General features: G+C 40.7%; 17 protein-coding genes. 14 read left to right on the forward strand and 3 right to left on the reverse strand.

Annotated elements, in window-relative coordinates; all coding sequences use genetic code 11:
- Positions 1 to 21: 21 nt before the first annotated feature.
- Entirely contained in the window at positions 22 to 2,379 is a 2,358-nt protein-coding gene (locus tag MKY35_RS03065; protein WP_342445558.1) for a beta-galactosidase, read from the forward strand.
- A gap of 113 nt (positions 2,380 to 2,492) precedes the next feature.
- Here the strand turns inward: MKY35_RS03065 and MKY35_RS03070 are convergent, their stop codons facing one another.
- The gene (locus MKY35_RS03070) at positions 2,493 to 3,476 is read right to left on the reverse strand and encodes a glycoside hydrolase family 5 protein (protein WP_342445559.1); all 984 of its coding nucleotides are present in this window, start codon (positions 3,474 to 3,476) and stop codon (positions 2,493 to 2,495) included.
- A gap of 475 nt (positions 3,477 to 3,951) precedes the next feature.
- Here MKY35_RS03070 and MKY35_RS03075 point away from each other — a divergent pair, with 475 nt between their 5' ends.
- The 3 genes from MKY35_RS03075 (at position 3,952) to MKY35_RS03085 (ending at position 7,868) form a co-directional block, all read left to right on the forward strand.
- Positions 3,952 to 4,518 (forward strand): hypothetical protein, encoded by a 567-nt coding sequence (locus tag MKY35_RS03075; protein WP_342445560.1) that lies wholly within the window; start codon positions 3,952 to 3,954, stop codon positions 4,516 to 4,518.
- Positions 4,519 to 4,639: 121 nt separating this feature from the next.
- Positions 4,640 to 5,434 (forward strand): Nif3-like dinuclear metal center hexameric protein, encoded by a 795-nt coding sequence (locus MKY35_RS03080; RefSeq protein ID WP_342445561.1) that lies wholly within the window; start codon positions 4,640 to 4,642, stop codon positions 5,432 to 5,434.
- Between the two features lie 79 nt (positions 5,435 to 5,513).
- Positions 5,514 to 7,868, forward strand: a complete 2,355-nt coding sequence (locus tag MKY35_RS03085) for a glycoside hydrolase family 2 TIM barrel-domain containing protein (RefSeq protein WP_342445562.1) — start codon at positions 5,514 to 5,516, stop codon at positions 7,866 to 7,868.
- 327 nt (positions 7,869 to 8,195) lie between these two features.
- On the opposite strand, the gene MKY35_RS03090 is transcribed toward MKY35_RS03085, so the two are convergent.
- Positions 8,196 to 9,092, reverse strand: coding sequence for a LysR family transcriptional regulator (locus MKY35_RS03090; protein ID WP_322251904.1), 897 nt, complete (start codon positions 9,090 to 9,092; stop codon positions 8,196 to 8,198).
- Positions 9,093 to 9,346: 254 nt separating this feature from the next.
- Between MKY35_RS03090 and MKY35_RS03095 the strand changes: the two genes are divergently transcribed.
- The 4 genes from MKY35_RS03095 (at position 9,347) to MKY35_RS03110 (ending at position 12,893) form a co-directional block, all read left to right on the forward strand.
- The gene (locus MKY35_RS03095) at positions 9,347 to 10,195 is read left to right on the forward strand and encodes an alpha/beta hydrolase (protein WP_342445563.1); all 849 of its coding nucleotides are present in this window, start codon (positions 9,347 to 9,349) and stop codon (positions 10,193 to 10,195) included.
- A gap of 151 nt (positions 10,196 to 10,346) precedes the next feature.
- Positions 10,347 to 11,516, forward strand: a complete 1,170-nt coding sequence (locus MKY35_RS03100) for an MFS transporter (protein ID WP_342445564.1) — start codon at positions 10,347 to 10,349, stop codon at positions 11,514 to 11,516.
- A 451-nt stretch (positions 11,517 to 11,967) separates the two neighbouring features.
- A complete protein-coding gene (locus tag MKY35_RS03105; RefSeq protein WP_342445565.1) occupies positions 11,968 to 12,303 on the forward strand; it encodes a hypothetical protein in 336 nt (111 codons plus the stop codon).
- Between the two features lie 20 nt (positions 12,304 to 12,323).
- Positions 12,324 to 12,893 carry a sugar O-acetyltransferase gene (locus MKY35_RS03110; protein ID WP_029515893.1) on the forward strand — a complete coding sequence of 190 codons (570 nt, stop codon included), beginning with the start codon at positions 12,324 to 12,326 and terminating at the stop codon, positions 12,891 to 12,893.
- A 116-nt stretch (positions 12,894 to 13,009) separates the two neighbouring features.
- Here the strand turns inward: MKY35_RS03110 and MKY35_RS03115 are convergent, their stop codons facing one another.
- Positions 13,010 to 13,564, reverse strand: coding sequence for an XRE family transcriptional regulator (locus tag MKY35_RS03115; protein WP_318627685.1), 555 nt, complete (start codon positions 13,562 to 13,564; stop codon positions 13,010 to 13,012).
- A gap of 110 nt (positions 13,565 to 13,674) precedes the next feature.
- Between MKY35_RS03115 and MKY35_RS03120 the strand changes: the two genes are divergently transcribed.
- The 6 genes from MKY35_RS03120 to MKY35_RS03145 all read left to right on the forward strand — a co-directional run bounded on the left by MKY35_RS03120 (position 13,675) and on the right by MKY35_RS03145 (position 21,404).
- Positions 13,675 to 14,256 (forward strand): LysE family transporter, encoded by a 582-nt coding sequence (locus MKY35_RS03120; RefSeq protein ID WP_342445566.1) that lies wholly within the window; start codon positions 13,675 to 13,677, stop codon positions 14,254 to 14,256.
- A 273-nt stretch (positions 14,257 to 14,529) separates the two neighbouring features.
- The gene (treC, locus tag MKY35_RS03125) at positions 14,530 to 16,269 is read left to right on the forward strand and encodes an alpha,alpha-phosphotrehalase (protein WP_342445567.1); all 1,740 of its coding nucleotides are present in this window, start codon (positions 14,530 to 14,532) and stop codon (positions 16,267 to 16,269) included.
- A 90-nt stretch (positions 16,270 to 16,359) separates the two neighbouring features.
- Complete coding sequence (gene treP, locus MKY35_RS03130) at positions 16,360 to 18,324, forward strand: PTS system trehalose-specific EIIBC component (protein WP_342445568.1); 1,965 nt, start codon at positions 16,360 to 16,362, stop codon at positions 18,322 to 18,324.
- A gap of 76 nt (positions 18,325 to 18,400) precedes the next feature.
- Positions 18,401 to 19,159: a trehalose operon repressor gene (treR, locus tag MKY35_RS03135; RefSeq protein WP_342445569.1), complete on the forward strand. Its 759-nt coding sequence runs from the start codon at positions 18,401 to 18,403 to the stop codon at positions 19,157 to 19,159.
- Between the two features lie 201 nt (positions 19,160 to 19,360).
- The gene (locus MKY35_RS03140) at positions 19,361 to 20,101 is read left to right on the forward strand and encodes a LytTR family DNA-binding domain-containing protein (protein WP_342445570.1); all 741 of its coding nucleotides are present in this window, start codon (positions 19,361 to 19,363) and stop codon (positions 20,099 to 20,101) included.
- A 1-nt stretch (position 20,102) separates the two neighbouring features.
- Positions 20,103 to 21,404, forward strand: coding sequence for an ATP-binding protein (locus MKY35_RS03145; RefSeq protein ID WP_322251896.1), 1,302 nt, complete (start codon positions 20,103 to 20,105; stop codon positions 21,402 to 21,404).
- Positions 21,405 to 21,407 lie beyond the last annotated feature (3 nt).

Here is a 21,407-nt window from a genome sequence, read left to right on the forward strand (position 1 = left end):
CGAGTGAGGGGAGTGAACTCCATGAGAAACTATCGGGTTGCGGTTAAAGACGATCAGAAGCATATTGTTAAAGGACATATTAAACTTGGCGGCACCAATCCAAAAGGAGAGGAGATCGGATTCACCAACTATTTTATGGAGAAGGACGGAGAGCCCTTTTTCGGTATTTGTGGTGAATTCCATTATGCCCGTTATGATGAACGCTATTGGGAAGACGAAATTATTAAAATAAAAATGGGCGGCGTAAACATCATTGCCACTTATATTTTTTGGAACCTACATGAAGAAGTTGAAGGTGTTTTTAATTGGAGTGGAAACAAGAATCTTCGTCGATTCATCGAGTTGTGCGGCAAACATCAGGTATACTCCATTATTCGAATCGGACCCTTTGATCATGGGGAAATTCGAAACGGCGGTATGCCAGATTGGTTATTCGGTCGACCATTTGAGGTTCGTTCTAATGATGAGGGGTATCTGTTCTATACAAGAAGATTGTATAACGAAATCGGTACCCAGGTTAAAGGGCTGTTATATAAGGAGGGGGGACCGATTATCGGCACCCAAATCGAAAACGAGCATCATCATTCATCTGCCCAGTGGGCATTGACTGTAGGAATTAATGATATGTGGCTAAACAGTGGAAGTGACGGTAACTCGCATATGTTAAAACTTAAAGAAATAGCTCTGGAAGCGGGGATTGATACTCCGATCTATACGTGCACAGGATGGGGAGGAGCAACAACTCCTGTACCTGATATGCTGCCGTTATGGGGCGGGTATGCCTATTGGCCATGGATCTACTACGAAGAGGGACGTTTGGAGGGGATGGATGAGCATCCTGCGACACCGGAATACATTTTCCGCGACAAGCATAATAACAAGATTCCAGTGAGCTACAATTTCGAGCCTCAATACGCGCCTGAAGACTATCCGTACGCTTGCTGTGAAATGGGTGGCGGCATGGTTCAGTTTTATAAATATCGGTTCGCATTTCCCTACCGCAGTGTTCCAGCAATGACTGTCATGAAGGTTGCAGAAGGCTGTAATCTGATCGGATATTACATGTATCATGGGGGTTCCAATCCTCGGGGTAAGGTTAACCCGTTCACCAATGATCTAGCCATACCTAAAATATCCTATGATTTCAACGCCATGATCGGCGAATTCGGTCAAGTAAGGGAATCGTACCATAGAACAAAGCTGCAGCATTACTTTTTTTCAACGTTCCAAAAGCAATTCTCAGTAACCAAGACTATTCTGCCAGGGGATACGTCCCAGATGGACCCTTATGATGTGGATACGTTACGATATGCAGTGCGATCCAGTAACGGATCGGGTTATCTGTTTCTTAATAATTTTCAAGACCATGTCGAAAATGACGACCTGTGCGATTTTAATGTGAGCATTGAGCTACCCGAGGAAACGATTGTAATTCCTAGTCAAGGTGAGCTGACGTTAGGACGTGAAAGTTTCGCTATATTGCCATTTAACTTTAATTTAGATGGAATGAAGCTCAAATATGCTACGGCACAGCTGATAACAAGGATAGAAGAAGATGGAGAAGCATATTATTTTTTCTTTGTACCAGAGGGCATGAGAGGAAGGTATGAAATTGAGTCAAAAGATATCATCAGTGCCACAATCGACAAAGGCTCGATAGAGCAATTGGATGGGAACACGATCATTAAGGTTGCTGAAGAGGACGATAGTCTTATCCATCTGGTATCAGAAAGTGGCAAAAAAGTTGCCATCTACACGATGACTGATGAGCAAAGTCTTACATTTTGGAAGGTAAACATGCAAGGCCGGGACAGAGTCATTTTGACCAATGCCAATGTACTTGTATCTGAGGGCGATCTAAGGCTGGAATCGACGGACCAAGAAATGGTAATCCTGAGTGTATTCCCTGATTTCGACGCCTCAATCACATCTATTTCCGGTGGAGAGCTGCTAGACATAACAGAAAACAATGTATTTAAAACGTATCGTTTAAAGGCTCCTAAGCGAGAAATTCATTTCAATTTGAAAAGAATAAATGACGATAAACTTACTATTGATTTTGAGATAGATGCCTTTCACGGAATTAAGGAAGCTCTGTTGCGTATCGATTATACTGGAGATATCGGTTATGCTTTTATGGATGGCGAGCTGATCAACGATAATTTTTGCAACCATACGACCTGGGAAATAGGCTTGAAAGCATTTGAGCATCGGCTCATCGAGCAAGGGTTGTACGTATATGTTTCCCCGATACGAAAAGGTAAGGTTCTCAACAGCAATACGACTATGGCTGGCTGGAAAGAGACGGCAAAGGAACGTATCGTAGATATCGGCGCAGTCAGCATCGTGCCTGTGTATGAAATCCGACTCACCGTATAACCCAGGAAGTATAAGTTCAGAGACGCACAGTGGGTACTTTTAGTATAAAGTATAAAAATGTAAAAGCTCATGGTCGTTCAACCATGAGCCTTTTTTACTTTCTGATAGTACGTTTAGTAGATACCAGCCTTTTTCGATGTTTCTTTGATCCCGTTGCTTCCGTTAACTACAGTTTTCCCCCAATCCGTCAGATTGCCATTAGGTCCTGTTACAAGATCAAGGTAGGAAAGATTGGAACTATTACCATACCAGGACCAGGCTAACCAGCCTACTCCTTTGGATTGACCGTATCTCATGATTTCTGTCTCGTCGACGTCTGCTCCCTGGTGGTAACCGCCAAATTCGCCAATAATCAGAGAGAGTCCTTGATTCAGAACGTTATCAATATTGGTTCGAACAGTTTGAACATCTTTACCAGCGAACTCATACATATGGATGGAGAATACCGTATTCTTCAAAGAATCAGCCGCAAATAGAGATTTACCAAAGTCATTGATAGATTGAGGATATTGTCCCCATCCGGCACAATCGACGATGAGCGTATTTTTAATACCTGCGTTTCTCAGCTTGGGAATCGCTTGCTTGTATCCATCAGCCCAACCACTTCCATTCCAAGAACCATACCATTCGTTCGCTATGTTTACGATAACCCGGTCTTCCTTGCCGATTAGAGCATCCTTTATGCTAATCCAGTAGTTCACAGCTGCATCCAAAGAAGCGTAATCGTCTTTGCCCGTAGCGTCATGAACTTCAAGTACAGCAATCATTTTATGGTTGGAGACGAGAGAAATAATATTTTTCACGGAATTAATATCATCCTTGGTGTACTGGTTTCCGTTAGAAAGGACAATTCGGACGGTATTAGCACCTGTCTGGGCAATTGCCGGGATCGCTGTATAAAGATCGTTTTTGTACCATGTGTGAGCATGATTGACGCCTCTCATAACAAATGGCTTGCCTGTAGAATCATACAATTTGGTACCGCTTACATAAAATCCTGAAGCAGCTTCTACCTTGGAGAAAACTCCTCCTAAACCAATCATGATGAGCAAGCCGACCATTCCAGACAATAGTGCCTTTCTTAACAATACCTTCATTTTTATTCCTCCCTAAATATATTATTCAACTTCCTGCTATACAGAGATGAAGTTAGGTATGTAAGTGTGTAGATAGCAGTAAGCTAAACACAAAATTAAGCGCTTTCAAATACGGAAAAAGTTATTTTTGTTATTCTATCATTTGTGTTTTTGTTATTCAATCGGTTATTTTAGTTATTTTTTTGTATTTTTGAAGTATAAACACATGTATTTATTATTTAAGTGCGATTTTCTGTGGTTTCATTGTATTTATTGTTTATGTTTGTTTGAAATTTAGTTTATATTGATAAAAATAACCTAACTATTTTTCTGTGATATTCCGGATTTGTGTAGTTTGACCTAACGTTTTGCTTGGTTAATTATTTTGAACAAAGGTGAGATCTATCGGACAGCAATACCTAAGCTTCACCGTGATATTAAATTATAGTATGATATTCTTGTGAAAAATTTTACCAGAGTGAATAGGGGCAAGCTGATGAGAAAACCAATCATTGCAGTCGATATGGACGATACCATCTGTCATCTCGTCAAACGAGCCATATACCATAACAATAGTGAATTTCCCACTCATCCGCTTCGTTATGAAGAAATGTTAGATTGGAACACCGATCATCTACGTCATCCGAAGAGCACGCTTGATGTATTTTATGGACGACCGGGTTTGTTTGAGGAACTTGAACTGTTTGACGAGTATGTTGTAGAAGAAATGGAGAAGCTTTGCAATGCTTTTGATGTCATTATTGTGACAGCGGCAGAGCCCAAGACCGTCGTAGAGAAATGGAACTGGCTTCAAAGACATATGCCATTCATTCCGATCGAGAACTTTTTCCCATGTAAACGAAAAAACCTGATTAACTATGATCTCCTGATTGATGATGGCCCTCATAATTTAGTACCTGCGCTAAAGGAGGGGAAAAAGGTGCTTTGTATTCCTCATCCATGGAATCTGAGAGCAAGAGAGCAATATGAGTTCCCCGTCATGACATCCTGGCAAGGAGCAAAAGAACGAATCGACTCCATTTTAGGAGTTCTGTATAAATAATAGAATTATTCGTAAAACAGCTGGCTCCTCTGGAACTGGCTGTTTTGCTAGAAAGAATAGCGCCTATGGCTGAAATAAAATGGTACAATTGCTATGCATTATCCATGAGGAGGGAACGTGTATGACCATGACTATGGGTCTGATTGTGAATCATCTGACCAAGGGAATAAGCCTACCCCACACCACCGTAGATCTGCTGGACCCAGGATCTGTAGATACTGAGGTGCAAGGAATTGTAACCGCTTTCTCCGCTTCACAGTACGTGATAGAACAAGCTATTTCTCTAGGTGCAAATTTTATCATTACGCATGAAGGCGTTTTTTATAGTCATCAGAGGATACATGAATGTTTACTACATGATCCTGTTTTTTCGCAGAAATCTCGCCTCATTGCCGATGCAGGTATAGGCATTTATCGGTTTCATGACGCCATACATCGTTATCAACCGGATGGAGTGATGGTTGGGCTTCTTCAGGCGCTTGGCTGGCACAACTACATGGTGAAACAGCAGCCGACGGCCGCCATTTTGACTATTCCAGCTATGAAAGTTAAGGAGATCGCTGAATATATCAAAGCCAAACTACGTATTCGTTATGTACGGGTGGCTGGCGAGGTTTCCATGCCATGTGAACGAGTGGGAATTTCAGTAGGATACAGGGGAGGTGGCGATCTAGCCATTCCATTATTTCTAAATGAAAATGTAGATGTAGTCATTGCCGGTGAAGGCCCAGAATGGGAAACACCAGAATATGTTAAAGATGCTGTCTATCAAGGGCACAGTAGAGCACTTATCATGCTGGGACATGCTGAAAGTGAAGCACCTGGGATGAAGTATCTCGCAGATGTACTTTCCGCCCAATTTCCGATGCTTCCCGTACACTTTATTGAAGATCGCCCGGTGTTTCAAATATTGTAATGAGAACACGTTTTTTGTGATGGTCATCCAGCACTGCTGTTATATCCGTTCATCCACTTTATGAAATGGAGGCGAGATCATGGGAAGCAGAGTGATTATGCCGTTCAAAAAAGACTGGAGATTTATAGAAGGGAATTACGCGGGTGCTGAGAAAATGGACTACAACGATGAGCATTGGCGGCTCCTTCATGTCCCTCATGATTGGAGCATTGAAAAGTCCTTTGATCCACATATGCTGTATGGTGGCAATCAGGCTTATTTGCCAAGATGGTCTGTCGGATGGTACAGAAAGCAATTTAATGTGAAGCCCTCCTCTCCAAAACAGCGCGTATACATACAATTTGATGGCATTCACAGTAACAGTGAGGTTTGGATCAATGGGCATTTTGTGGGCAAGCGACCCTATGGATATGTTAGCTTTCAATATGATTTGACTCCATATATTCGGTGGGATGAGGAAAATGTGATTGCCGTCAAAGTGGACAATACGATTCTTTCACCTGACAGATGGTATTCGGGGGCCGGTATTTATCGTAATGTTTGGCTGATTTGTACGGATTATATTCATATAACCGAATGGGGGACTTACATTACCACACCTGAAATTTCGCCAGATGAAGCCAAGGTGACTGTCAGAATCCAGGTCACTAATCAACACGCGCATGCCGTAGAGTGTACGATTATGACTGAAATGCTGGACCCACAGGGACAGATCCAAGGAAAAGTGGAAAACCGAGTCACTCTTTCGAGCTGTGAAACGGGGGAAATAGAGCAAAAAATGCGAGTTTTAGAGCCAGAACTATGGTCACCGGACAACCCAGTGCTCTACGAAGCCCAGACGACGATCTATTGCGACAATACAGAGGTGGATCGTTATTGTACCACTTTTGGCATAAGAGAAGTGAAGCTGGATACACAAAAAGGTTTATTGCTGAACGGGAGCAACTTAAAGCTAAAGGGAGTGTGCATTCACCATGATTTAGGCTGTCTGGGGGCTGCTTACCATGATACAGCTATGAAGAGAAGGTTGCAGAGGCTGAAAGAAATGGGCTGTAACTCAATTCGTTTTGCTCATAACCCGATGGCGCCCGAGTTATTAGATTTATGTGATCAGATGGGGTTCTTGGTGGTGGATGAGGCTTTTGACAAATGGAAATCTCTTTCCTATGAGTATCTATATGATGAATGGTGGGAAAAGGATCTGGAGGCGATGTTGGTCAGAGACAGGAACCATCCCAGCGTGTTCATGTGGAGCGTTGGGAATGAAGTGGAAAACCAAGGGCAGCCATCCATGCTAAAAATGTTGGAGCAGCTCGTGGGTTTCTGCCATGAAAAAGACCCAACCCGACCGGTTACATATGCGCTTGAGCCGCATAATACACCGATCAGCTTACGTGATGGTTCGATTGAGGCCAAAGTGGAGCATACCAAACAGCTGGCACAACGAGTGGATGTTCTGGGGTTAAACTATCAGGAACAGTGGTATGAGCACTATAGAGCGGCCATGCCGGATACGCTTATCCTTGGAACAGAAACGTTCCCATACTATCGGGGCAAGGATAACCGTGTTAAAGGTTATTTGCCTCTAAATCCCTGGTTTGATGTCGCTCATCATGATTATGTGATTGGTCAATTTGTTTGGAGTGGAATTGACTATTTGGGAGAAACAAGCTATCCCTCTAAAGGGTGGTCATCCGGCCTGATTGATACTTGCGGATTCCGCAAACCAGTATCTTATCTCCAACAAAGTTTATGGTCTAATCAGCCTGTTGTGCACATAGCCGCATTTAACGAACATATGAAATCGGAATTTAACCCGACATGGACGATGCACTGGAAATCTCCGGCCATGGAAGATCACTGGACATTTCCTGAATACGGTGGAAAATTGATACGGTTGGTTACCTTCACCAATTGTGAGAGCGTGGAATTGATCTTAAATGATGAATCATACGGTGAGAGGAAGCTGGTGGATTACCCTAATCATTTAATCCTATGGGAACTTCCCTATACACCGGGCAAAATCCGGGCTGTGGGTCGCAATGGAAACGAGAAGGTTTGTGAGCATGTATTGACTACTGCCGGGCTTCCTTATGCTCTAAAGTTGGAGGCTGATCGGCTAATTCTACCTGCTGATGGGCATGAGATATCTCATGTAGAAGTAACCGTCATAGACCAACATGGGATCATTGTACCTAACCAGGATTTTGAATTAACCTTTAAACTACATGGGAATGGTCGCATCCTTGGAGTAGACAACGGCGATCTCACCAGTGATGAACCTTACAAGGGGAATGAGAGACGAACACACAGAGGCAGGTGTCTTGTGATTGTACAATCCGGTTATGTGGCTGGTGAGCTGTTGCTTCAAGCATCGGCAGATGGGGAGTTACAGGGAGAAATCAGCCTGAAAGTGGAAGAAGAACGCAAATGATAATTCAAGGTTGAATCAGTATAGACCGTATTTCCGTGCAGTATTGAAAATAACTGAATAATTAAAATAAAAAAGGGCGTGATTCAGCGCCCTTTTTTGTTCGCAAGAACAGTCTTAACCTGTTGTTTGAAAGAGAGCACGTATTTCTTGAACATCCTTCGAGGGAGATGATTGATTTCTAAATCCAAGAGAACGGTTTTTGGGGACTTCTTGTAATTTTGCCCTGCTCCAATTCTTCAGCAATTCTTCGAATTCCTTCTTCGAATTCCTTCTTCGATATCCGTTTCATCTGTCCGTAGTTCGCATAGGTAATTTTCAGCTAAGTTTTTAAAGGGTTGAAAATTTATGCTTAATTTCTTTTAAAAACCTATCAGCAGCAGCGGAAAAAACCTGATGTTTTTTCCAAACAATATTTAAGCCAGCTTCAAGCCTTGGCTCTAACGGTCTAAAACAAAGATTACTATCACTAGATGTATCCACTATTTTATCAAGGGTTATGGCATACCCAATGCCCTCTTCAACCATAATAGCAGCATTATATGCGAGATTGAATGTTGTCACGACGTTTAATTTATCAAAATCTTCACCAAACCAATGCACAAATTCATTTTTAGACAATGTCTGTTTCATAGCCTGTCGTGAACAGATTAGCGGAACATTTAATAAATCCACTGCTTGAATGGTATCTTTGAAAGCAAGAGGACTGTCTTTTCTCATAACAACGCCCCACACATCTTTGGCTGGAATATTGATATAATTGTATTTTGATAAATCAGCTGGTTGAATTAGAATACCAAAGTCAAGCAAGCCCTTATCAAGCCGTTCAGTCACATCGTCTTCGTTTCCGCTAAAGAGGTGATACCGTATATTTGGATAACTTAACTGTAAATCTTTTACTACGCGTGCAATCTGTTTCATGGCATCTGTTTCCCCACCGCCAATGTATACATCACCACTTATTGTTTCTTCCATGGAACTGAATTCTGCCTCTAATTTATCGACCATATCAACTATTTCTTCTGCTCTCTTTCGCAGGAGCATTCCTTCATTTGTAAGAACGATACTATGACTACTTCGAATAAATAGCTTTTTCCCTAATTCTTGTTCAAGGTCTTTTAATTGTCTGGACAAGGTTGGCTGCGTAACATGCAAAAAATCAGCAGCGCCCGTAATGCTTCCTTCTCTTGCAACAGTAAGAAAATATCGTAAAACTCTAAATTCCATCTAATACTCCTCCACTCTTATGTTTTAGTATACCCACTTTAGAAATGCCTAATAAGCATATCATGATATGAGATATAAGTATTTGTTATATGCTACAGACATAAATAGAATAAATAACGAAAGGGAAAAACAACAATTAAGAAAGGATGTTATCTAGTATGTCAAACTATATTTTTGAGTTAAGCGATAATGTAACAAGAAAATCAGTATCATATAAAAACAGGTTTGGAATCAACATTGCGGCAGATCTTTACTTGCCAAAAGACTTTGATGAGTACCAAAAACACGCAGCCGTCATTATAGGTGCTCCTTATGGTGGTGTTAAAGAGCAGGGCTCTGGTATCTATGCTCAAAACTTGGCGGAGCGTGGTTTTGTGGCTCTTGCATTTGACCCATCGTTCAACGGATACAGCAGCGGAGAGCCGCGGCACCTTTCTTCGCCTGATCTGTTCGTGGAAGATTTCAGCGCAGCCGTTGATTATGTAGGAACACGTTCATTTGTAGATCGGAATCAAATGGGTGTAATCGGTATGTGTGGCAGTGGTGGTTTTGCGATCAGCGCAGCGCAGGTGGATAGACGCATTAAGGCGGTCGCTACGGTAAGCATGTACGATATATCCCGTGCGCAACGCAACGGTTTTAAGGACTCATTAACCGAAGAAGACCGCAACAAGACGCTCGACGCAATTGCTGAGCAGCGCTATGAGGAGTTTGAGGGCAGCCCTCCGGTACTGACCGATCGAGGTGCACCTATTGGATTTGATGAACATTCAGATCCTATCGGTCGCGAGTTTGGCGAGTTTTATTCTACACCTCGTGGGTACCACCATAACTCACTTACTCAATTTACCGTGACAAGCAGCATGTCATTTATGAACTTCCCTTTGCTTACTTATATTAAATCGATTTCGCCAAGACCAATTTTGTTTATCATGGGCGAGCATGCTCACTCACGATACTTTAGTGAAGATGCTTATGAATTGGCAGCAGATCCAAAAGAGCTGTACATCGTCCCAAATGCCGGACACGTTGATTTGTACGACAAAACGAATTTGATTCCATTCGATAAATTGGAATCATTTTTTAACGAGAATTTGAAGTAAGAAAGGCTTCAAAAGCTACAAGGTCTAACAGAAGGGAAACCCGACATGAAAGTGTCCGTTGTTACTTGTAAAGTCACGTTTATCGAACAAACTGAGGAACCGGGAAAATTTTTCTTTCGGGGGCAATTTATTAAAGATAGGAGTTGTTTTTTTGGCAAAACGAAATAATTTATTAATTTCCATATTAACCATAGGAGTTTTCGGCATCTTAAATACTGAAATGGGTGTTATTGGAATACTACCTGACATAGCTGAACACTTTCAGGTCAGCATATCAAAAGCAGGATGGTTGGTGAGCATTTTTGCCCTTGGTGTTGCAATATCTGGACCAACAATGCCGTTATTGTTTTCGAGTATAGACCGCAAGAAGGTTATGTTGCTTGTACTTGGTGTTTTCTTGATGGGGAACATTGTCTCCATATTCACATCTAGCTTTACTATTCTATTAATTTCTCGTGTAATACCAGCCTTTTTTCATCCTATTTATTGTTCATTGGCTTTTACAGTGGCTGCTGACTCGGTTAGCAAAGAAGAAGCTCCCAAAGCAGTTTCTAAAGTATTTATTGGTGTATCTGCGGGTATGGTAGTCGGTGTACCCATCGTAAGTTTTCTTAATAATGCTTTTTCGTTTGAAATGGCAATGGCATTTTTCGCTATTGTAAATGCTTTAGTATTTATTGCTACGTTACTATTTGTACCGTCTATGCCTGTTAAGGGAGTCCTTACTTACGGAGAACAATTATCCGTATTAAAGAAATTAAATACTTGGCTTTCCATTGCAGCTGTCATTTTCATAAATTCGGCTATATTTTCAATCTATAGTTATTTTGCCGAGTATCTTCAAACAGTTACGAAGATGTCTTCGAATACTATTAGTTTAATGTTATTCATCTACGGTGGGGCCAATATAATTGGGAACATTTTAGCAGGGAAATTACTTGTGAAAAGTGCCATAAGATCTGTAGTAACTTTTCCTTTTGTATTGGGGGCTGTTTACATCCTATTATTTTTCACTGGACAGTTTACCATACCTATGGCAATTACCACTTTAATTTGGGGAATATTAGCTGGAATAGGAGGTAACATTAATCAATATTGGATTACGTCTGCAGCACCTAAAGCCCCTGATTTCGCTAATGGCTTATTTTTATCATCCTGTAATATAGGTACCACAATTGGTGCGGCTGTAGGAGGGCTATTTATATCAGAAATGGGTACGCAATACGTAGTACTAGTAGGTTTATTATCGTTGATATTGACCACGGTGTTTATTTTACTAAGAAACTACATGTATAGTAACACAAAACAACTTTCCATATAAGGGATTCTTTTTCTAGCTTATGTCTTATTTATATATGTATCTTTATGGGTTAAAGATTATGGAAGGCGTTTCTGGGAAACCTGGGACGTCTTTTTTTATGTTACTCGCGCCTGGTATATTCCATCTCCCTATTAATCTTAAGGGTCATATATCTAAAATCTCCAGACAAGCTTCCAGTAATAATTAAAAGATGAGTGAATTTTTAGGGATAGCAAGTAAATTTGATAATAGTGCTGGATACGAATAGAATAACTTGTTATAATCCTACTTATTAAAAGAATTATAAAAAGTGTCGATAAGGAGCTAATCGATGACAGTATAATCATCCAAGAATCCCAGGGTCATTCGTAATATCTTGTTTTTGCTATTCGCTTTACCGGGTGTAGCCTTTGCTTCCTGGGTGTCTCGAACGCCCATTATACTGTATATTTTACATTTATTTACTACCAAAATGAGAATCATTATTTTTGAATTAGCTGCAGGTTCTTTAGTGGGACTACTCAGTGCAGGCAATATGATTTCTCGTATAGGTGGACGGACGGTCATTTTGGGAATTGCGATTTTGATTGTGAGCGGGGGTGGTTATGGGACAGCAGAAGTAGCTCTTAATGCCGAAGGTTCTGTGGTAGAAAATCAATTGCAAAAAATGCTTTTGCCGGCTTTCCACGGTTCATTTCGTATGGAGACACTTGTAGGTGCGGTCATTGACTATGTTGGCGTTATTGTTGCTGGTTTGATATCAGGTGCAGCCCAACCCATTGGGATGAAAGAAAAGAAATCAGATTAAAATATAAAGGGGATGGGCCCATGACTATGAAAACGGAAAAACAAAAGATGATAGATGGAGAACTGTATGTAGCTGCTGATCCTCAATTAACGAGTGAAAGAGAGTATGCGAGAAGATGTGTCCGTCTCTTTAATCAGACGACAGAGACGGATCGTGAGTACCGTGAAAAGTTACTTAAGGAGCTTTTCGGATCAACTGGTGAAAATATAGGCATGGAACCCAACATACGTTGTGACTACGGATACAACATCCATGTTGGAAATAATTTCTATGCCAACTTTGACTGTACCATTTTGGATGTTTGCGAAGTTCGCATTGGAGATAATTGTTTCCTGGCTCCAGGAGTTCATATTTACACAGCAACTCACCCCATAGATCCGTTTGAACGAATCGCTGGCCCAGAGTATGGAAAGCCTGTTAAGATTGGCAACAATGTATGGATCGGCGGGAGAGCAGTGATCAATCCTGGTGTTACGATAGGTAATAATGTCGTAGTGGCATCAGGAGCAGTAGTAACCAAGGATGTTCCAGATCATGTGGTTGTAGCTGGAAATCCAGCACGAATAATTAAGCAGATTGAAATCTCCTAAACAGCATACAGGCAAAGCACTTAATATTTGTTCCGATGATCCTATTAAAATAGCTCTTTATTTTAATAGGATCATTTAATTTAAAGACTAGTATGCTTATGGTCTTCAAGATTGAACTATACAGAGTAATAAATAATCATATTCATCCGAACTAGTGTTTCTCCTAGATTATAGTAAATGTGTGGACGGTCTGCTTTAAACCGGATTGAATCTCCAGCTTTAACTGTGTACATTTCTTCGCTGACTTTTACCACCATTTCACCCTCAAATACCGTAATAAATTCTTCTGTACCTTCACGGTGTGGCGCTGAACTCAGTTCCCCGCCTGCTTCAATCTCTACGGTGTAAACCTCAAAATTTCTACTTCCTTCATAGGGGAAAAACGGATACAACCGATAGTGATTATTTTCTTCAAGCACTTGCACCTTGCTTTTCGGAACGACTACTGCATCTGCAGGGGGTTCATTAATCAGGGCAGTGAAAGAGATTTTCAAACCGTTCGCAATTTTCCATACGGTTGTAATCGAAGGATTTGATTCTCCCCGCTCAATCTGACCAAGCATCGTTTTACTGATCCCCGTCAGATCGGCTAATTTATCTAAACTTAATTTTCGTTCATTTCTTAGATATTTCAAATTTTTACTTAAAATCAGATTAATATTCTCCATAATTATTCGCCCCTATTGTGCTTTATAAAGAACGTATTGTACAATCATAAAGTACAAACGTGCGTTTTAACGCACATTTTATACAATTATAACATACTGGAGTTGATTGTTGCATGCCGGTTATTCCTTTTCTTTCTTATGTGATTGTTACCAGCTTTACGCCCGGACCCAACAATATTATGTCATTAGACAGTGCCAGGCGGTTAGGTTTGAGAAAAGCATTTCCCTTTTTGCTGGGAGTAACAGCGGGCTGTTTCGCTATTATGCTGTTAGCCTGCTATTTTAATCTTGCTTTGTATCATTTTTTGCCACGGGTTAAAATTTGGATGAATGTACTCGGTAGTCTGTACATGCTTTATCTGGCGATAAAAATAGCGAAGAGCAAACCTTCTTCTAAAAATAATGATCACAATGAAGGATATTCCTTCAAATCAGGATTGCTGCTGCAATTTATCAATTTAAAAGTCATTTTGTATGGTATTACGGTCATTTCAACGTTTGTTATGCCTTATGATGTATCGTATATAGAGCTTATTACGATTTCATTACTTTTGACCTGTATTGGTTTTATAGCTGTAGTGTGCTGGGCGGTTTTTGGGGCTATGTTTCAGCGTTTCTTGAACAAGTATGAGCGCTCCTTCAATATCATAATGTCCTTATTGCTCCTTTATAGTGCACTATCGATATGGATGTAAATGAATACCGTTTCCATCATAGAAAAGAGAGGTTCCTGACTATAGGCAGGAGCCTTTTTTTTCGTGTGAATTGAGCTTATTTTACGAGTCATAACATACAATCGGACAGAATGGATGAGTCTCCTGATCATTTAGCTGCAAAACGGGTATTACCTTAATAAATAAAGCTGTTGACAACTTGTATATACATGACTTAATCTTGTATATACAAGAAGTTGAAAGCGCTATATTATTTTTACGCTACTTCATTTCGCAAGGAAGGAATGAGCATGAATGGAAGCAACGAATAGGACTTTGATTCCTCAAGATAAGGACTGGTGGCGCAAATCAGTAGTCTATCAGGTTTATCCCAAAAGTTTTAACGATACGACGGGTAAAGGAACCGGTGATATAAGAGGACTGACGCAAAAGCTGGATTATTTGCAAAAACTGGGTGTCGATATTGTCTGGTTGCAGCCTGTATATGTCTCACCACAACGTGATAACGGGTATGATGTAGCCGATTATTGCCGGATTAATCCTGACTATGGAACAATGCAGGATTTTGAAGAATTGAGCCGGGAAATTCGGGCGCGTGGGATGCACTTGATGATCGACATCGTGGTTAACCATTCTTCCACAGAGCATGTCTGGTTTCAGCAGGCGCGGCTTTCTAAGGATAGTGAGTACAGGGACTATTATATCTGGCGTGACCCAGCACCCGATGGAGGACCTCCGAACAACTGGATTTCCAAGTTTGGTGGACCAGCTTGGCAGTATGACGAGGCTACAAACCAATATTTCTTGACACTGTTTGATAAGACTCAGGCGGATTTAAACTGGGAAAATCCCAAAGTCCGTCAGGAAGTTGTCAATGTGCTGGAATTTTGGGCAGAGAAGGGAGTTAGTGGCTTCCGACTTGATGTCATTAATTTGATTTCCAAAGATCAGCAATTCTCGGACGACGATGGAAGCACGGCTCCTGGGGACGGGCGTAAGTATTATACGGACGGCCCAAGTGTGCATGAATACCTTCATGAATTACATGAGAAAGTATTCTCAGCGTATAACAGTGTCACTGTAGGGGAGATGTCCTCCACCTCACTGGATCACTGTATCCGTTATTCCAATCCAGAGAGAAAAGAATTGTCCATGACCTTTAATTTTCATCATTTGAAGGTAGATTATCCAAATGGACAAAAGTGGGAATTGATGCCATATGATTTTGAAATGTTGAAGAAGCTATTTTCGGATTGGCAAACGGGCATGCAACAAGGTGGCGGCTGGAGTGCATTGTTTTTTAACAATCATGATCAGTCAAGGGCGATCTCTCGCTTTTTGGATGATGGCGAATACCATGCGGAAAGCGCCAAGCTGCTGGCAACTACGTTACATGGTCTTCAAGGAACGCCCTATATATTTCAAGGTGAAGAGATTGGGATGGCCAACCCGCAGTGGGCAGATATTGAAGAGTTTCGGGATGTTGAATCTCTGAATATGTATCGTATCTTACAGGAACAAGGCAAAAGTGCAGGAGAAGCATTGAATATCATTCGAGAGCGGTCTCGTGATAATTCGAGGACACCGATGCAGTGGGATAACACTCGCAATGCGGGCTTCACTACAGGCACGCCTTGGATTAAGGTAGATGAACGATATCCACAGATCAACGTTCAGTCTCAGTTAGAGGACCCGAACTCGATCTACAATCATTACCGTCAGCTGATTTATCTGCGTAAGACGGTGCAGGTCCTTACTGATGGGAGTTATCAACGTTTGGACGAAGCTCATCCTCATGTCTACGCCTATCAACGCAGCAATGAAGAGGAGACTTTGATCGTCATCTCTAATTTTAGCGGACAGGATGCGCAATTCCGTATACCGGATTCATTTTATTCATCATTAAAAAATCAAGCGTTGGGTGCGGCTGAGCTTTTAATAGGTAATACCCAGCACGTCCCGGAGCTAAAACAAGAGATCACTTTGGCCCCATATGCTTCATATATGTGGATTGTCCGTAGTCTTAGTGAATAGTATGGAGATAACTAGTAGTACCCCGGGCATGTTATTTTTTATAACCGGGGTTGCTGCTAAAAAAGAGCAAACGTTAAGGGAGTGGGCTAGATGGCGATTGAAAGATCACAGGTAGAAGACATTATAAAAGCCGTTGGTGGCAAAGACAACATAGAGGCCTCTACGCATTGCGTAACTCGTCTGCGATTTGCCCTTTATGATGATAAGCTGGTAGATAAAGATGCACTTGAACAAAATGATTTGGTCAAAGGCCAATTTTCTTCACAAGGACAGTATCAGGTCGTGATTGGTCCAGGCCTGGTGGATAAGGTATATAACGAAATGATCTCCATTACAGGAGGTAGTCGGGCTTCTAAAGACGATGTCAAAAATGCAGCAAGCAAAAAACAAAATCCAATTCAGCGTGCCATCAAGACGCTGGCAGATATTTTTATCCCCATCTTGCCCGCAATCGTGACTGCAGGTTTATTACTTGGAATAAATAATATTTTGACAGGCAAGGGGATTTTCTTCGAAGGTATGGCTCTGGTTCAGGTCTATCCTCAATGGACTGACTTTGCTGCTATCATTAATACCATTGCCAGCACCGCTTTTACATTCCTACCTGCCTTAATTGGATGGTCAGCCGTTGTCCGGTTTGGCGGCAGTCCTTTACTCGGGATTGTACTGGGTCTGATTCTGGTTCACCCAGATCTATTAAGTGCATACGGTTATGCGGATGCCGTTACCAAAGGAACCGTTCCGGTTTGGAATTTGTTTGGGTGGGAAGTGAACAAGATTGGTTATCAAGGACAGGTTTTACCTGTTTTAGTATCCGCTTACGTACTTGCACAAATTGAAAAATTCCTAAATAAAAAGATAGCGGATTCATTTAAGCTGTTACTCGTGGCACCGATTACATTATTAATAACGGGATTTCTGGCTTTTACAGTGATCGGTCCGGTTACTTTTATGATTGGTAATGCTATTACGTCTGGTCTTGTATACGTTTTCGATTGGGCTCCTGCGGTGGGAGGCTTGATCTATGGAGGCTTGTACTCCTTGCTCGTGATTACGGGAATGCACCATACTTTCCTGGCGGTGGATGTGCAATTAATTGGTACGCAGGGTGGAACGTTCCTCTGGCCGATGCTGGCGCTGTCCAATATCGCTCAGGGGGCCGGAGCATTGGCCATGATGCTGGTATTGAAGGAGCAAAAGGGAAAAGGGTTGGCTCTTACCTCTTCTGTGTCTGCTTTTCTGGGTGTAACCGAGCCTGCCATATTCGGGGTGAATATCCGATATAAATATCCGTTCGTATTTGGAATGATCGGTTCGGGCGTCGCAGGTATACTGCTTACCCTAAATCATGTGATGGCTTCTTCCATTGGTGTGGGAGGGATTCCAGGCTTCTTGTCTATTTTCCCAAACAACTGGGGTGTATTCTTCATTGGGATGGCGATCGTATTGATTGTACCGTTCACTTTAACCTTTATGTATGGAAAACTGCTAAATAAGCGCCGTCAGACTCCAGCTACACCAGCTAACGACTCCGTACGGAAAGATTCGGGCCGTCAAAATTCTGCACTGGATGTGCTTGAAGTAAAGACTCCGGTACTGGGACGTGTTGTGCCATTGGAGCAGGTTCCTGATCCGGCTTTTGCCGAACGGCAGATGGGACATGGTATCGCAGTGGAACCGAAGGATGGCAAGATTCTTGCCCCTTTCAGCGGAAAAGTTATTCATATTATGATGAAAAGCAAGCATGCCTTGATTTTGGAGCATCCGACAGGGGTACAGATTCTGGTACATGTGGGGATCAATACGGTGTCACTGAAGGGTGAGGGATTCACCATACATGTGGAGACAGATCAAACTGTGAAGCAAGGACAACTATTGATGGAATTTGACCGTGATCTGATTCAGAAATCTGGATATCCCATCATTACACCTGTCATTGTCCCGGATGGCCAAAGTATGATTAAATCGGTTGAGGAACTGCCAGGTGAGGCAGACGATTTGCAGTATACCTTAATGAGAATTCATTTGAATTCTTCATCAGGTCATACGAATTAATTCAGTTTCAATTCGCACAGTCTATTATAGTGAACAGGGAAGTGAAAGAATGCTACAATGAACGTGGTGATGAAAATTGACAAAGAATATATTTTTGCAAATTTATCAGGATTATTCGGGACAGATCCAGACAGGCGAATTGGCTCCAGGTACGAAAATGCCTTCTGAAAATGAACTTGCCCGGGAGTATAACACTTCTCGCGAAACCGTACGTAAGGCACTCCATTTGCTTGCACAAAATGGGTATATCCATAAAATAAAAGCTAAAGGATCTTTTGTTCTGGATATGGGGCGGATGGATTTTCCTATAGGAGGACTGGTCAGTTTCAAGGAAATGTCCGAACGGATTGGGCGTACATCTCGAACCATTGTACATGAAAATCAACTACTTCCAGTTCCAGATGACATAGCCAATCATCTTGAGATTGACAAAGACAAATATTTGGTCTGGAAAGTCGTTCGTGCACGTGAAATTGAAGGTGAATGCGTCATACTGGATAAAGATTACTTTCGATCAGACATTGTACCTGTGCTTACTGAGGAAATTAGTCGTGGATCCATCTACGAATATTTGGAGGGAGAGCTCCATCTTCAAATCAGTTATGCCAAAAAAGTCGTTTCCGTAGAAAACGCAGACGAAGAAGATCATAGGCTGATGGACCTTCAGAATTACACTCATGTGGTTGTAGTACGTAACTATGTTTATCTGGAGGACACTACATTGTTCCAGTACACTGAATCAAGGCATCGGCTGGACAAATTCCAATTTGTCGACTTTGCCAGACGTTCCCACAGTGGAGACAAGAGAGCAGATTTTTTGAATAACGATCAATAATATAGTTAAGAAACCCCGTCTTTTAAGACGAGGGTTTCTTTTTTTACCTTGGATGCAACTGCTGAGCAGCTTCTATACTGGCATTTGAGGGATTTGAATTTGCGTTTTATCCAAAAGCTATTTATAGAATGTTAAAAGGTTATATACTATTTAAAATACAATTCCATGATCAACGCAATGGGAACGAGGTGTATGTTATTTATGTATAGAGTGGCTATCTGCGATGATGAGCATAAGCAGAGAGAGCTTGTTAAAAATATGCTGATTACTTTGTCGATAAAGACCAGTATAGAATTTAAAGTTGAATTATTCGACTCCGGAGAACAGCTGGTATCTCATTATCAAAACCATGAGTCTCCATTCCATATCTTAATATTGGATGTTGAAATGAATGGCATGAACGGAATTCAAACCGCCCAAAAAATAAGAAGTTTAAATCACCTGGATGAACAGATTGTTTTTTTAACGAGCTACCCTGAATATATGGTGGAAAGTTTTGACGTAGTCACATTTCAGTATTTAATAAAACCGATTGCTCCCCATATCTTTGAGGAAAAAATGATAAAGCTGTGTCAATATTTTCAATCTCTCGATAAAAAATTCGTTATCATCAAGTCAGCTTATGAGGAAGTGCTTTTAAAATATGATGATATCATTAGTATTGAAGTGGTCAAAAGCTTAACCATAAAAAACAAACTACATTTTGTAACCTCTACTCAAACCTATGATAGCAAAGGGATTCTTTCGGACTATGCTTCAGCATTAAAAGAACATAATTTTCTACAAATTCATCGTTCGATTATTATAAACTTAATTCATGTGAAAAAATTTGCTGGCGGTGATGTTTTGATGTCAAATGATGTGAAGTTACCTATTGGGCGTTCTAAAATAAAAGAAGTTAAAGATATATATACCAAATTTATGATCATGAAGATGCATTAATATGATGGAATATAACTCCCTGCTTCTTAATCTTTGCGTTGTCCTTGTTATGTGCTTCCAAGTGAATTTTTACTTTAACTCGGTTTTTGATAAGTCCAATCGAAAGCCGAACAGATTCGTGTACTTCATTATTTTTGGGTTGCTGGATTCCTTATATTTAAGTGTTTATTTGACTCCTACGATAGCTTCGATCTTAGCATTACTTGTCATATTTAGTTTAGCGCAATCGTATACAGTGGAAATAAAGACAAAGATCATTTTTTCTATTCTTTATGCTGTATTGATAACCAGCGTTAATTTTATATCTCTTTATATTTTATATGCTGTAGGCTCCGTTAAAATTGGCAACTTTATCTATTTGAGTGGACAAGATCACTTAATATTCTCAAAGGTTATGTTACTCAGCTGCATTATCATGTTTGCTGTCATTCAGATTATACGGCTATTTGCCAAACGCAGAACCTTCCCTTTGCAGCATCGTTACTATATTTTATTTTTAATCGTTCCCATCATAAGTTTATATCAGGTCAATGTTTTATCTGTTTATAGTGAAAAGAATATGTATTATTTTGGTTCTATTATTGGCTTTATTTCCTTAAATGTTTTTATCATATATATTTTTGATAATGTCATTGAAAAATTTCAATTAATGCATGAAAATGCTCAATTACAACATCAGATGGACTACCAAGATGCTAACTACGAAAAAACGGTTCACAGCTTCAAAAATATAAAAAGAATCATTCATGATACACACCAACAGTTTTTGTATATTGAAGAATGTATCAAGAGAAATGAATTGGCTGAGGCGAGTGAACATATTAAGGTTACCTTAGATAAAATCGAAGGAGCATATCAAAGGGTTAATACCGGTAATCTGGTTATAGATGCTCTTGTCACGAATAGTCTTAATATTGGGCAAGCCAATGGCATAAAGATAGATACCCAACTTAACTTATATTCACAGAAAGTAAATATTGAACGTTATGATTTATGTGTAGTTCTAGGGAATATGCTGGATAATGCCATAGAAGCATCTAAAAAGGTCAAGATTGCTGATGACAGGTACATTCTTATTAAAATACATTCCAATGAGTCCGCGCTTTTCATTCACATCCTTAATCATGTGGAGAATGAAGTGGCTCATTTGCATAGTCAAAAATCAAACCCAGATGTTCATGGCATTGGCTTAACCAATATATCTAGAATATGTGACAAATATGGTGGGAATATGACCATTGAAACGAAAAATAAAGTATTCAATAATATGGTTTTATTGCCATTTTATAAGGACATTCCTTAGACA

Origin of the sequence: Paenibacillus sp. FSL L8-0638, from assembly GCF_038593075.1 — a bacterium.
GTDB classification, from domain to species: Bacteria; Bacillota; Bacilli; order Paenibacillales; family Paenibacillaceae; genus Paenibacillus; species Paenibacillus polymyxa_D.